The sequence below is a fragment of the Brevibacillus sp. NRRL NRS-603 genome, assembly GCF_003013445.1.
GTDB lineage: Bacteria > Bacillota > Bacilli > Brevibacillales > Brevibacillaceae > Brevibacillus > Brevibacillus formosus.
The window spans coordinates 148,414-162,533 of sequence record NZ_PXZN01000008.1; the positions used below are offsets into that span (position 1 = coordinate 148,414).

11 protein-coding genes are annotated in these 14,120 nt (G+C 48.7%); 9 read left to right on the forward strand and 2 right to left on the reverse strand.

Features of this window, described 5'->3' with window-relative positions; translation table 11 throughout:
- Positions 1–27: 27 nt before the first annotated feature.
- Positions 28–1,320 (reverse strand): dicarboxylate/amino acid:cation symporter, encoded by a 1,293-nt coding sequence (locus C7R94_RS04150; protein ID WP_106778589.1) that lies wholly within the window; start codon positions 1,318–1,320, stop codon positions 28–30.
- Positions 1,321–1,568: 248 nt separating this feature from the next.
- Here C7R94_RS04150 and C7R94_RS04155 point away from each other — a divergent pair, with 248 nt between their 5' ends.
- From C7R94_RS04155 to C7R94_RS04165, 3 genes are all read left to right on the forward strand, one after another.
- Positions 1,569–2,312 (forward strand): stalk domain-containing protein, encoded by a 744-nt coding sequence (locus C7R94_RS04155; protein ID WP_106778590.1) that lies wholly within the window; start codon positions 1,569–1,571, stop codon positions 2,310–2,312.
- Between the two features lie 211 nt (positions 2,313–2,523).
- Positions 2,524–3,213 (forward strand): response regulator transcription factor, encoded by a 690-nt coding sequence (locus C7R94_RS04160; protein ID WP_047070526.1) that lies wholly within the window; start codon positions 2,524–2,526, stop codon positions 3,211–3,213.
- On the forward strand, positions 3,179–4,633 hold the full coding sequence (locus C7R94_RS04165) for a HAMP domain-containing sensor histidine kinase (RefSeq protein WP_106778591.1): 1,455 nt from the start codon (positions 3,179–3,181) through the stop codon (positions 4,631–4,633). Before C7R94_RS04160 ends, C7R94_RS04165 begins: the two co-directional genes overlap by 35 nt.
- A 5-nt stretch (positions 4,634–4,638) precedes the next feature.
- Here C7R94_RS04165 and C7R94_RS04170 read toward each other — a convergent pair whose 3' ends face one another.
- On the reverse strand, positions 4,639–5,688 hold the full coding sequence (locus C7R94_RS04170) for a DctP family TRAP transporter solute-binding subunit (RefSeq protein WP_106778592.1): 1,050 nt from the start codon (positions 5,686–5,688) through the stop codon (positions 4,639–4,641).
- Between the two features lie 97 nt (positions 5,689–5,785).
- Between C7R94_RS04170 and C7R94_RS04175 the strand changes: the two genes are divergently transcribed.
- The 6 genes from C7R94_RS04175 (at position 5,786) to C7R94_RS04200 (ending at position 14,112) form a co-directional block, all read left to right on the forward strand.
- A complete protein-coding gene (locus C7R94_RS04175) occupies positions 5,786–7,357 on the forward strand; it encodes an ATP-binding protein (protein WP_106778593.1) in 1,572 nt (523 codons plus the stop codon).
- Entirely contained in the window at positions 7,344–8,105 is a 762-nt protein-coding gene (locus C7R94_RS04180; RefSeq protein WP_106778594.1) for a response regulator, read from the forward strand. The genes C7R94_RS04175 and C7R94_RS04180 overlap by 14 nt, the downstream gene beginning before the upstream one ends.
- On the forward strand, positions 8,092–9,459 hold the full coding sequence (locus C7R94_RS04185) for a sigma-54 interaction domain-containing protein (RefSeq protein WP_106778595.1): 1,368 nt from the start codon (positions 8,092–8,094) through the stop codon (positions 9,457–9,459). The genes C7R94_RS04180 and C7R94_RS04185 overlap by 14 nt, the downstream gene beginning before the upstream one ends.
- 46 nt (positions 9,460–9,505) lie before the next feature.
- The gene (locus tag C7R94_RS04190; RefSeq protein WP_106778596.1) at positions 9,506–10,435 is read left to right on the forward strand and encodes a S66 peptidase family protein; all 930 of its coding nucleotides are present in this window, start codon (positions 9,506–9,508) and stop codon (positions 10,433–10,435) included.
- Between the two features lie 207 nt (positions 10,436–10,642).
- Positions 10,643–11,017, forward strand: coding sequence for a DUF4280 domain-containing protein (locus C7R94_RS04195; RefSeq protein WP_106778597.1), 375 nt, complete (start codon positions 10,643–10,645; stop codon positions 11,015–11,017).
- A gap of 35 nt (positions 11,018–11,052) precedes the next feature.
- Entirely contained in the window at positions 11,053–14,112 is a 3,060-nt protein-coding gene (locus C7R94_RS04200) for a deaminase domain-containing protein (protein WP_106778598.1), read from the forward strand.
- Positions 14,113–14,120 lie beyond the last annotated feature (8 nt).

Consider the following 14,120-nt stretch of genomic DNA (forward strand, 5'->3'; position numbering starts at 1 on the left):
AATAGGAGAACCTCTTTTTTATAGGGACTAGGCCATGATCGGTTTTGCTTTTGACTCGTCGTCCGACTCGCTGGCAGTTTCATCTGATTGCTGGACACGTCCCGGATGGAACTCATTTTCATGCTTGGCTATGACCACGGCAGCTACGCCATTTCCGATCAGATTCGTGATGGCACGAGCTTCTGACATGAAGCGATCAACGCCGAGCAAGAGGGCAATGCCTTCGACCGGAATGACAGGGAAGGCTGCCAAGGTAGCGGCGAGTGTAATGAAACCAGAACCTGTGACACCAGCAGCCCCTTTTGACGTGATCATCAGGATTCCTAAAAGGGTGACCTGTTCCCAGAAGCTGAGCTCGATGCCATATGCCTGGGCGATAAAAATGGCAGCCATGGATAAATAGATCGAGGTGCCATCCAGGTTAAACGAGTAGCCCGTCGGTACGACCAGACCGACAACGGATTTGGAACAGCCGTATTTCTCCAGCCGATCCATCATTCGCGGAAGAGCGGACTCTGAGGAGGAGGTTCCGAGCACGAGCAGGATTTCCTCCCGAATGTATTTGATAAATGAGAAGATGCTGAACTTGTAGTAGCGCGCGATCCCGCCCAGGACGAGAATAATGAACAAAAACATCGTGATATAGACAGCCGTCATCAAAAGGCCCAGTCTGGTCAGCGACCCGATGCCGAATTTGCCAATCGTGTACGCCATCGCGCCAAATGCAGCTAATGGGGAAACCTTCATGATCATGTTGACGACGCCAAAAAATCCGTGTGTCAGCTTGTCAAACAGCTTGATGACAGGCTGGGACGCTTGCCCCATGGCAGCGAGTGAGAGACCAAACAGGACAGCGAAGAACAGAATCGGCAACAGCTCGCCATTTGCCATAGCACCGACGACGTTTTCCGGGATGATCTTCACAATAAAATCAATAAAGCCGTTGTTACTCTGGGCAGCAGCCTCCGTGTACTTGGAAACGTCCCCGCTGGTCAGTCCCGTTTTGTCAAAGCCTACTCCAGGCTTGATCAGGTTGACCACCAACAGTCCGATCGCCAATGCGATTGTGGTAACGATTTCAAAATAGAGCAGCGCTTTGCCGCCGATCTTACCGACCTTTTTCATGTCTCCCATACTGGCGATTCCATTCACTACAGTAAAGAAGACAATCGGCGGAATGACCATTTTGATCAGTTTGACAAAAATATCGGCCAACACCTTCAGCTCTGCGCCGAATTTGGGTGCAAAATGACCAACTAAGATACCGAGAATGATGGCAATAACGACCTGTACGGTCAGATTTTTAAAGTTGATCCGCATCGAATCCACTCCTCCTCCAAGAATTGAAAGCGCTTTATTCCTCTCCTTCGCATTGTATAAATGGTGTGGAAAATTGAAAATGATACGGTCATATTGGTTGTTTTGGTCCTTTTGGTCATAGAAATCCCCTCAAATTGGAAAGGAAAAAATCAATTGTTGACATACTCTCGACACGAACAATAGGTAAAGTAGGAGATGTACATAGTGACACGAAAGAAACAGACAACCGGGAGAATGGAGGATTTTCTATGTTCAAGAAGCAATATCTGGCGATTGCCTCAGCGTTGATTCTGACTACCACACTTATTCCGACGAGCTCTCAAGCGGCTACTGGAACGAAGAATCTGCAAGCTAAGTACAACAACATTAAAGTTATCTATAACGGTGCAGCTGTTCCAACTACAATCGAACCATTCATCGTAAACGGAACCACGTACATTCCACTTCGCATGATGGCTGGCGTATTCAGCAAGGATGTAGCATGGGATGGCGCGAAGTACACCATTACGGTAAAAGACTTGCCTAACTCACAGCACGCAAACGAGTTGGCTGCACGTGATGCTCAAATCAGAAGCCTGCAAAACACCATCGATAGCCTGAACAAAGAGATCTCTGATTTGAAAAACAGCAAGAAAAACAATAACAACGATGATGATGATATTCAGGATGCCTTGGATGATCTGGAAGATGATCTGAATTCTGATTACGATGACTACAAAGACCTCAAATGGAGTATCTCCCTGAGTGGCGATGAAGATGATGTCGATGTAGAAATCGAGATCAATCTGGATAAATACCAAGATGAATTCGATGATCTGGATGACGATGGCGATGTAGAAGCTCTCGTTGAAGATATCATCAAAGATATCTGGGACGACAAGGATTTCGAAGATGCCGACATTACAGGTGAAATCATCGACAGCGATACTGACGATACGATTTATGAGTTCGAAGGCGATGCTAGCGACGAAGACATCAACTTTGACGTGTAAAATGATCGAAAGTGGGGACGTTTCTCACAAAAAAAGCCTTGCTCCTTTTCACAGGATGCAAGGCTTTTTTCCTATTTTCCAAAAACATCAAAGCCAAATTTAAATACAAGGTTGTAAACTGATAGAATAGAAGTACGTAGACTATTAGAGAGACCATGCGAGAATTCTCGAATAGGAATGATCATATGTCTGTAAATCAGGTAGGGAAGATATGAAAAGCATTTTGTTGGTAGAAGATGAACTGGTGATATCGCGCGTGCTGAAGGCTTACTTGCAAAAGGCAGGGTATGAGGTCTGGCAAGCGAACGACGGAATCGAGGCAGTGGAGCTTTTTGACGAAAAAAAGCCGGATCTTGTTCTGTTGGATGTCATGCTCCCTGAGCGCAACGGCTGGGAGATTCTCCAGTACATTCGCGAAAAGAGCTCCTGTCCTGTCATTATGATGACGGCGCTCGGTCAAACAGACCAGAAGCTCAAAGGACTCAATCAAGGGGCAGATGACTACATAACGAAGCCTTTTGTCGCAGATGAAGTAGTTGCACGAGTCAATGCGGTGCTGCGCCGCTCTGTTATTTTGGTGAAAGATCAGGAAACCCGACTATTTGGAAGCTTAAAAATAAACTTTCAGTCCCATCATGTGACGCTGCACGGTCTCGAGCTGACGTTTCACCCGCGCGATTTGTCCTTGCTGCTTTTTCTGGCACAAAATCCGAATCAAACCTTTACCCGCGAGCAATTGATCGAACAAGTATGGGGAATGGACTATGGCGGGAGTGACCGTGCTGTAGACCTGGCGATCAAGCGGGTCAGAAAGACGCTGGAGAATTGGCCAGTTCAGGAAGGCGAGATCAAGACGCAAAGAGGGGTTGGGTATCAATTCTGTGTTTATAAAAAACAATGAGCCCGTATCGCTGCTGCGCTATTGGACTACACGCTATCTACTCACCCTCGTGATCGGACTGCTCATCATTGGGGCTGTCTCTGCCTATTGGATCAAGTACGCTGCGATTGAAAAGCAGATCGAGGTTACGCGGCTGTTTGCCGAGGAAGTGGCTGATCGAGTCGTCGATGATGTTGGAAATATTTTGGTAGGGGAAAAGCTTCACCAGGTATTGGATAACCGACGCAAGTTTATGGGCGTTGATCGCAACCTGATTTTGTTCATTGAAGATGTAAAAGGCGAGGTCGTATACAGTCGGCCAACCAAGCTGCCGCCTCCTTTGCAGCAGGCAGCGCCTGAGTTGTTGGAGCAGGCAGATAAGCGGAATAAAGTGAGGCATCCGTCGGGTGAGACCCTGTATGTAATCAGGAAAAATTTAGAGTTCAATGACCAAATTATTGGCAAGGTGATCTTGCTTTTCCCAGAAACAGATATCAAGGTAGGGAAAGAGGAAATTCAATATTTGGTCGTCATGCTGGGGAGTTTGGGTGTGCTTGGTTGGGCAGTTATTTATTTTCATGCGCGGAAGCTGTCTGAACCGATTCAAAATGTGGTGATGTCCGCACGACAGATCGTAGAAGGAAACTACGACGTCTTGATCAATAAAACGATCAAGGAAAAAGAAATTCACGAGCTGGTGCATACGTTTGCGGAAATGGCCGACCGTCTTCGGCAGTTGGAAAGCATGCGAACAGAGCTTTTGGCTGGGGTGACGCACGAGCTGAAAACCCCTGTTACGTCGATTAGCGGATTGATCCAGGCAATTAACGACGAGGTGGTTTCCGGTGAGGAACAGAAGGAGTTTTTGGAAATCTGTTTGAAGGAAACAAAGCGTCTGCAAAAAATGGTAGAGGATTTGCTAGACTTCAATTCATTTGCCGTAGGAGCGATCACCGTTTGTCAGGAAGAGCAAAACGTGAACAAGCTGATCCGCGAGATCGCCTCACAATGGCAGATTGTCCACGACCTGGGTCACGTCACGCTTACCGTTGGGGTTCTGGAAAAGCAGACGATGATCTATGTCGATCCGGGTCGTGTGCAGCAAATCTTGATTAATCTATTGAACAACGCGAAACAGGCTGTTGGTGAGGCTGGGAACATAGCGCTCACACTCTACAAAACGGATACCGATTTACGAATCGATGTCAAGGACGATGGACCAGGAATACCCGCAAAGGAACAGCCACTTGTGTTTGAGCGTTTCTTCCGGGGAAGCAATAAAAAAGACAAAGTACGTGGACTTGGTTTGGGGCTGTCCTATTCTCGTATGATGGCGAAGGCTCTTGGCGGAGATCTTCTTCTCGCAGAAAGCACGCCAGAGGGATCTGTTTTTACACTCATTTTGCCGATGCGCAAGGAGCAAAGCGAGGAGATTGCGTGAGAGCTTCACCGGCGTTGGTGGAGCTCTCTGATTTTCTGCATCAAGGGCTCTCCGATACTCGGAGCGAATTGATCGTATACTGGCTGCAACGCTTCGATCCAGGCCGCACGTTCTTCTGCTGTCTGTACGTGGATGTGCATCCCCCTATTTTCTTGGAGCAAGCGCAGCTGTTTGTCATTCATCGAGACAGCCAATTGATTATTGTACGCTGTTGCTTCCTGCATCGCTTCCGATATGGCCTGCTGAATATCGGCGGGGAGGTTGTTCCAAAACGTTTTATTAATCACGACGGCGTAGCCCAGATAGCTGTGATTGCTGATTGTCATGTGCTTTTGTACGTGGTAGAGCCGTTTGGTGTACACATTAGAGATCGTATTTTCTTCGCCGTCTACTTTTCCGGCAGCCAGCATGCTGTATAATTCATTGAAGGAAGAGCCTACAGGGATTGCCTGGAGCGTGCGAAACTGAGCTTCGATCACGTCGCCAGGAATGATGCGCAAGCGTTGGCCAACAAAATCGGAAGGCATGATCAACGGGCGATTGGCTGTCACTTGCTTAAAGCCGCTTGCCCAAAAGGCCAGCCCTTTCATGTCGGAATCTTCAAGCTTATCAAATAGTATTTGGCCGATTTCTCCATTGAATACGGTCTCGACGTCCTCCTGCGATCGAAACAGATAAGGCAGATCAAGGACAGCCCACTCGGGAATCGTGTTCGACAGATAGGAGAATGCAGGGGCAATCATCTGGATTTCACCGTTTTGCAAAGCAGTCATCTCGGTTTTCTCGGTGTGAAGGATACTGTTGGGAAAGACTTGTACCTCTACACGTCCGTTTGTCTTTTCCTTCACGAGCTGGGAAAAGCGTTCGATAGTCAGACCCTTCGGCGTATTTTCCGCGATCACGTGGCTGAACTTGATGATAATTTGATTGGACAGACCTACCTGTTCTTCGTCGTATCCTCTGTTTTCCATCAGGGAATCTGGACCGAAGCCAATAATGACAGCGCTCACAAGTCCGAGTATGACAATGAATGTACTGGTTACCAACGATTTCATTTTCAAACACCTGCTTATGTTGATGAATGTGAGTTGCAAACCCAATGGAAAGGAAAGAACGAACCTGTTCGAACGCTTAACAATTAAATGGAAGATTATGCTGCTCTCCGTCGGAATCGTTCTTTTTTCTTTGATCATCGGAAACCTGATCATGGCCGGAGGGATTATTCGGATTACCGAAACCCAATTGGGACAACGGCTGATGACTACAGCGCGCACGGTTGCGACGATTCCAAATGTACAAAAAAGCATTCAGGAACCAGACGGCTGGAAGGTGATCCAACCGACAGCAAACAATCTGCGCGTCGTTAATGATGTGACGTATATCGTCGTGCTGAATAAGGAGCGTGTCCGTTATTCAGACCCGCTAGATAAGCGGATTGGTACGGTGTTTATGGACCCTGCGGTTGATGAGGCCTATGCCGAGCACTCCTATTTTCAAAAAGTCAAAGGAGAGATGGGAACGGCTCTACGGGCCTACGTGCCGATCATGGATGATCAGCATCAGCAGGTGGGTGTTGTCTTGGTCGGACGTGTCATGCCAGATGTTTGGGGGATCTTGTACAGCGAGCGAAACAATATCGCGCTGACCTTTTTCCTCTCCTTATTGTTCGGAGTGTGGGGCTCCTATCAGTTGGCCCGTCACATGAAAAAGCAGATGCTCGACCTGGAGCCGGACGAAATCGCGCGAATCCTGGTAGAGAGAACCGCAACCTTCCATGCCATGCATGAGGGAGTTATCGCCATCGATAATCGGGAGCGAATCACAATCTTTAACGACAGGGCGAAGCAAATTTTTGGCATAGAAGGAGAGGTGCTGGGCAAGCACATACGGTCTGTCCTGCACGACACCAGATTACCAGAAGTGCTGGAGCTTCGCCAGAATTTTACCAACACGGAAATTCACGTCGGCAATACACTGCTCTGGTCCAACCGTTTTCTAATCAAGGTCGAGGACAAGATCGTCGGCGCCATTGCGATTTTTCAGGACAGAACAGAAGTGGCGAGAATGGCGGAGGAACTGACGGGCGTAAAAGAATTCGTCGGTGCGCTGCGGGTACAAAATCACGAGCACATGAACCATTTGCACACCATCGCAGGCTTGCTTCAGCTCCATCAGCATGAAAAGGCACTGGCGTATTTGTTCGAGGTCAACGAGCAGCAGGAGGAGCTCACCTCCTTTTTAACGACGCGGATCATGGATGAGAATCTGTCTGGACTCTTGATTGGTAAAGTAAGCCGCGGAAGAGAGCTGGGCATCCATGTTGTCATTGATCGCAGGAGTCATCTGGAACGTTTTCCGCCGTACATGGATCATCATAATTTCGTGCTTATTTTGGGGAATCTGATCGAGAATGCCTTTGATTCACTTGAGCGAATCGAACGCGAGGAGAAGGAGATCATGATCAGTATCGAGCAAGACGAAGAGATATGCTCCATCCTGGTGGAGGACAATGGAATCGGCATGGACGAAGAGACGCGCCGACATATGCTGGAACGGGGATTTTCTACGAAAGAACGTGCGCACCGTGGACTTGGTCTGCATCTGGTGCAGCAGTTGGTCAATAAAGGGGGAGGCGAGCTGGTTTGCCATTCGGCACGCGGAGAAGGGGCCAGCTTTCTCATAACGTTTCCGATGGGGGAGGTGGAGAGTCATGGAGAAGGATAACGATAACATTCGCGTATTGATTATGGAAGACGATCCGATGGTACAGGAAATCAACAAGCAGTTCATTGAGCGCGTCCCGGGCTTTGTCGTGGTCGGAATTGCAGCCAACGGGGCAGATGGACTCAAGCTAGTGAATGAGCTCACTCCTGACTTGGTGATCATTGATATTTTCATGCCGATCCAGGACGGGGTGAAGGCGCTGATGGAGCTGCGCGCCGCCAAATATGCTGTGGACGTCATCGTCGTTACCGCTGCAAAGGACAAAACTACGATCCAATCGATGCTGCGCAATGGGGCGATGGACTATATTATCAAGCCGTTTCAGTTTGAACGGATCAAGCAGTCGTTGGAAAACTATCGGGAGTTTCGCCGACGGATTGCTTGGGAGGGAACTGCATCCCAGGATGAGGTTGACCAGCTGCTATTCCGCAAAAGCCCGGAAAAAGAACAAGCCGATGCCACTGCAGGCAGGGCAGTTCTGCCGAAGGGACTGCACGCTGTCACCATGGAGCAAATCATGCGCCAGATCGAAAAAGAGAGTCAGCCGCTTTCGGCAGATGACGTGGCGGAACGCGTAGGGATCGCGAGAGTGACGGCCAGACGCTACTTGGACTATCTGGAGAAGAGCGGGAGTGTCAGAATGGATGTCAGCTATGGTGGGGTAGGCAGACCGACGAATCGCTATATACGTGTCATCTCACAAGATGCGGGGGGCACGGGAGGTAAAGGGCGCCATGATCGATTATGAAGCGTTATTAGGCTCGCTGTTTGATATCGTGCACGTAACAGACGCAGAAGGCAGAACCTTGTTTTGCTCGGGACGATACGAGGAATTCTTCGGAATCGATCCCAGGGAGATGATGGGCAAACCGATCGAAGAGTTTTATCCTCTCGGTTATTTTGCGCCATCGATCACGATGCGAGTCATTCGCGACAAGAAAAAGATACATACGATTCAAACCACCCGCAAAAATCGCAAGCTTTTTGTGGAAGGCACACCGATTTGGGATCAGGACGGGAAGTTTAGCGGAGTGATCCATACGTTCATTGATATAACGAGCCAGGAGCAACTCCAGCAGGAATTACATGAAGTCAAGTACGTCGGGACGGTCTTGCAGAGTGAAATGACCAAGGAGAACAACAGACAAAAAGGAGAAACTAGCTTGATCTACCGCAGTCAGTCCATGGAGCAGGTCGCCATGATGGCCAAAAAGCTGTCTCAGGTAGAATCATCCATGATCCTGCTAGGAGAATCAGGCGTTGGAAAAGGCGTGCTGGCAAAATACATCCATGAGTGCAGTCCGCGGGTGGACAAGCCATTCGTGCACATCAACTGCGGAGCCATTCCCGAGACTTTGCTGGAGTCAGAGCTGTTTGGCTATGAAAAGGGTGCTTTTACGGGAGCATTCAAAGATGGCAAGGCAGGTTTGATTGAAAAGGCAAACGGAGGCACGCTGTTCTTGGACGAGATCGGGGAGATGTCACTCTCCTTGCAAGTGAAGCTGTTGAATGTGTTGCAAGAAAAAACGATAACGCCCGTAGGCAGCTCTGTTTCGCGAAAAGTAGATGTAAAGCTGATCACGGCGACGAATAAAAACCTGCGGCAAATGGTCAAGGAAGGCAGGTTTCGCGAGGATTTGTACTATCGCATTCATGTCGTCCCATTGGAAATTCCGCCGCTGCGCGAACGGCGGGAAGAGATACCCGTGCTCGTTCATTACTTTCTCAATGTCTTTTCGCAAAAGTACTGTTTGGAAAGACATCTCGCAGACACCTGCTACCGCATCCTCAGTGAATACGATTGGCCTGGCAATGTGCGGGAGTTGGAAAATGTAGTGGAACGGCTCGTCGTCACGTCTCACGATGTCCTCATTACACCCGCGCAAATTCCACGTTACATTCATAACCAAGAGTACAGGGAGCACAAAGGGATCAAGGTCGATCGCGTAATGCAGATGCAGGAAGCCATGGACGAGGTGGAGCGGCAGCTCGTGCAACGGGCGTATGAGCAGCATAAGACGACGACAAAGGTAGCGGAAGCGCTCGGAATCAGCCAGCCGTCTGCAAGTCGCAAGCTGCGAAAATGGCTATGCACCATGTGACATAGATGTACGATAATGGGGAGAGAACCCGGAGGAGACTGGACAGATGAACAAAGGGAAAGCATTGCGAGCGGGAGATACAATCGGAGTAGTGGCAACCTCTAGCCCTGCTACAGAAGAAGTGCTGAACAAAGCAATGGCAGAGCTGCAAGGTTTGGGATACAAGGTGAAAATATCGGATACATGCAGAGAATCGTACGGTGGGTATTTGGCGGGAACTCCTGAGCAACGGGCGGCTGAGCTGAATGCCATGTTCGTCGACGAGGAAGTGGACGGGATCATGTGCATGCGTGGCGGTTACGGTTCCCCGCAAATACTTCCTTTGCTCGACTATGACCTCATCGCCCAAAACCCAAAGCTGTTTATCGGCTATAGTGACATTACGGCGCTGCATACTGTTTTCGGACAGCGTTCGAATCTGGCTACCCTTCACGGGCCGATGGCTACTTCAGACATCGCGCATGGTCTGGATGACTGGTCCAAGCAATATTTGCTGCGGGCTATGACTCGCCCCGAGCCATTGGGATCGATTATGAATCCGCCGGGGGAAGAAATCGTCTGTCTCGTCGAAGGTCAGGCAGCTGGACCCGTAGTCGGCGGGAATCTCGCCCTCATCTCCGCCTTGATGGGGACGCCTTACCAGCTCGATACGAGAGGCAAGCTGTTGTTTTTGGAGGATATCGACGAGGAGCCATACCGGATTGACCGCATGCTGACACAGCTTGCTCAAGGCGGCTTGTTCGATGATTGTGCGGGCGTCGTCCTCGGGACATGGACCGATTGTGAGCCGAAAAAGCGCGAAGGCTTCTCTGTCTGGGATGTGTTTCATAATATCGTCGTACCGTACGGAAAGCCGACCATCTGGAACATTCAGATCGGACATGGCGCGTGCAACATCGCTCTCCCTCTGGGCGTAGAGGCCAGTCTCGATGCGACAAATGGTGAGCTGGTGATCGAAGAGAGTGTAACGATATAGCGTGAATATGCTTGAATGCAAGAAGGCTTCCCCAACCGTTGCAGAGTTGGTGGAGGCCTTTTTGGGTTTCTTAGAAAAATAAGGAAACAGGACGTTTGACCCATAAAATATTTTCCAGTTTATCCCGATTATTAGATGGAATGTAAAAATAAGACGGAATATGGAAGTTGCTTGCGGAGGATTTTTTTGGAAGGGGAGATAGGTCTAATGATGCTAGCGTTACTTCAAGCACTTACAATGGGGTTGTTCAGCCCCGAGTACTCATATGTCGTGCGGGGAGCGACCCTCAAGTGCAGTCAGGGAACCGACCCCGGCATTTTGAATTTACCCTTGTGCCATGGCGTTTATAGTCTTAACAAGCCTGTCATGAATGTCGCCGATCATGTCCCCGGCGTGAATATCGGATGCTTTGGGTTTTGCAAAGCAGCAGGAGGAGATGAGTGTGTACCACAGACGTTCTCGAAATGGACAGATGGAAAACACGATGTGCTCATCGACAACGAGCATGCCTTGCTGAGCAGGTCGCAGCTGGTTTGCAATCGTTCGGGCATCATCACGATTGAAAAAGACGGTCAGGATTGACGCTTATCGTGCTTGCTAGAGAAGGAGGGGAGAACATGCAGCGTACAAGCGGCGTCATGACCTATCAGGATATAAAAGTCGTCTGGCCGTATGGACCGATCCGGCTGGATCAGCTGGAGTTCGTCCATCAAACAGGCACGCATGCCAAGCTCACGATCACAGGAATTGTCCCGGAAGACAAAGAGGACGAGATCATCAATCGTGCCGGCACCCACGATCCCATCGAGCTGTACAAGGTGGAAGGCGGGCAAAAACAGCCGATTTTCATGGGGCGGCTGGATCATGTGGAGATCAAGGTCGTACGGGACATTCACTACGTCACGATAAAGGCCGTGTCGCATACATATGCGTTGGACATGAGTGTGAAAACACGTTCGTTTCAGCAAGTGAATCGGTTGTACCGGGATGTCGTAGACGAAATCATGTCCATCTATCACGGTGGAGATGTCATCGATCAAGCCTTCGACGACCGCCAGCAGGGCAAATTCATCATGCAGTACGAGGAGACAGACTGGACCTTTTTAAAACGAATCGCGTCCCATGTTGGAGCCGTTCTCGTACCGGATTTGAGTGCGCATAAGGTACGCTTGTGGATCGGCATGCCCGAGGGACGCAAGCAAATCAAGCTGGAAGATGAATCGCCATACGAGGTCAACCGGGCAATCGCGCCGTACATGAAAAAAGCCGCAAACGGCTCCTCGTCTGTCAGCGAGTACCAGTACACGACATACGCCTTCGATTACGACGACCTGCTGCAAATCGGGGATGAGGTGCAGCGGGAAGGGCAAACGTTTGTCATTACAAAAGTGACTGGAAAGCTGGAGCAGGGACTCCTGAGGTGGAGCTACGTCTGCGCCGTGCCAGAAGCCGTCAAGCAAACGAAGCTGTACAATAAGGCCATTATCGGTGCGGCGATCGACGGAAAAGTGATTCAAATCGGACGCAATCAGGTCAAGCTCCACCTGAACATGGACAAAAAGCAAGAGCCAAGCAAGGCCCAGTGGTTCCCGTATGCGGCGGAAGGCAACCAGATTTTGTACCTCATGCCCGAGATCGGGTCAAAGGTAAAGCTGTACTTCCCGAGCGCCGATGAAGACGATGGCATGGTCATGAACTCCGTGCGCCATGCGCCCAAAGGAGCCGCTGCCGAGAAGCAGGAGCGGCAAATGCAGGACCCCGGTGTGAAAACGTTTGGAAATCCGCAGGGAAAAGAGTTTACGCTCGGGGATAAAGAGCTGACGATGACGGCCCAGGAAGGGATGCTCTACATCTCGATGAACAAGGATGTAGGCGTCAGTCTGAAAAGCACCTCGAATGTGAATATCAGTGCGAGTGGTGCGCTGACCTTGAAAGGGGCAGCCGTGTCTTTGTCCGGGACTAAGAGCTTGAACGTGAAAACGGCGTCGGATACGATAGAGTTGTTGGAGGAAAACAAATCCAGTAGTGAGGAGATTAAGCTGGATGCGACTGTACGTCAGGAGTTTCCGAGAATATTAAGTGCGTTTGAAAAGGACGTTCAGGAAAACGGTTTGGCTGCCGTCATGTTGCGCAGAACTGTCAACAACCAATTATCTGAGGCGAAAGGGAAATTAGATGCTCTCGGAGATACCTTGTTAGGCTTGTGGAATGTGGTAGTAGATGCCGGAGATATTGCGTCGACCGCGTTACCAACATCGTATCTGGTAGACGCCATTTACGAAGGGGTGACTGGGGAAGAGCGACCTTCACTCCTCGAACGAAATGATCTCGCGAGAGGAGCTGTAGAAACCGCTACGAATGCAGTCAATTACGTGGGAGATACGGTAACGGGCAATAAATCGTGGGAACAAATCAAATCCGATGCAAAGTCGTTTGGACAAGGGCTATACGATGACTATATCGACCCATTCGTGAAAGACGCCCAATATGATCAAGATAACTTGTTTAAAGGCGGTCTGTGGACCAGATCAGAAGAACAAAGCTATGCCAAGGGCCAGAATGAGTTTAAGAAAGACATGGTGGTTGCAGAGGTAGCGGTAAGCGCTCTTAGTGCTGGTACAGGTACAGCCGTTACGCGGACAGTGAAAATGGCCGATAAGCTGGATGGGCCGAATGGCAAGAAAAAGTCTGGTGACCATGAGGGAAATGGGAATGGGAAAGGTGTCCTTTTGCCTGATTCCAGTATCGATGAGGCAATGCACGTCATTCTTAAGGATGGAAAGCTAAAGACGCATGGTAAGAGTTTTGCAGAGTCGATGCTTGAATTACAAAAAGAGGTTGAAAAGATTCGCAAGCAGATGACTGATTTGTTGAATGGAAGAGTTGTCGTTCTCAGAGATGCTGTTACAGGCCAACCTATGGTTTATTGGATGCGGCATGATGATTTGCCTGGTAATAGAGGCGGTGGTGGAGGGAATCATCGTCATAGGGATGGAAGGGAAGACCGGGAGAGAGACGAAAGGGAGAGAAGAGAAAGAGAGAGAAAAGAGAGAGAAGAAAGGGAGAGAAGAGAAAGAGAAGAAAGAGAGAGAAAAGAGAGAAAAGAGAGGGAAGAAAGGGAGAGAAGAGAACAAGAGCAGAGGGATACTGAGGGGACGGGTAAACCTGATAGACAAAAAATAATGAATGATCTTTATAATAGAACTAAAAATACAAGGGATCAAATAAAGCAAAAAGCGGATGAAATAAGAAAATCAGAGGCATTTAAAAATCTTTCAAGTAAACAGCGAAGAATGTTAGATCAAAAACTAAGAAGATTAGAAACAGGAAATTTAGCCTCTGCAAAAGTTGAAATTTCTGGTATAAAGAAAGACTATATTTCTCATAGTCAAATTAATACTTTGGATGATTTATTTTCAGACCTTGATAATTTTACACATCTAAGAAACGATAAAATATTTGAAACATATGTAGAAGATGTTTTTCCAAGGTATCAAGATACTGAAGCAAAAATTTTAGAGGATATTGCTTCACAGATTAAAGACCCAACTATAAAAGGTGAAATTGATTTGTTTTCACATTTTGACGTATGCCAGAGTTGTACGAATTTGATATTTGAGTTTAGACGAAAATTTCCTAATATAAAATTAAACGTCTATACTAATAGCATGAGATAAAGGGGGGA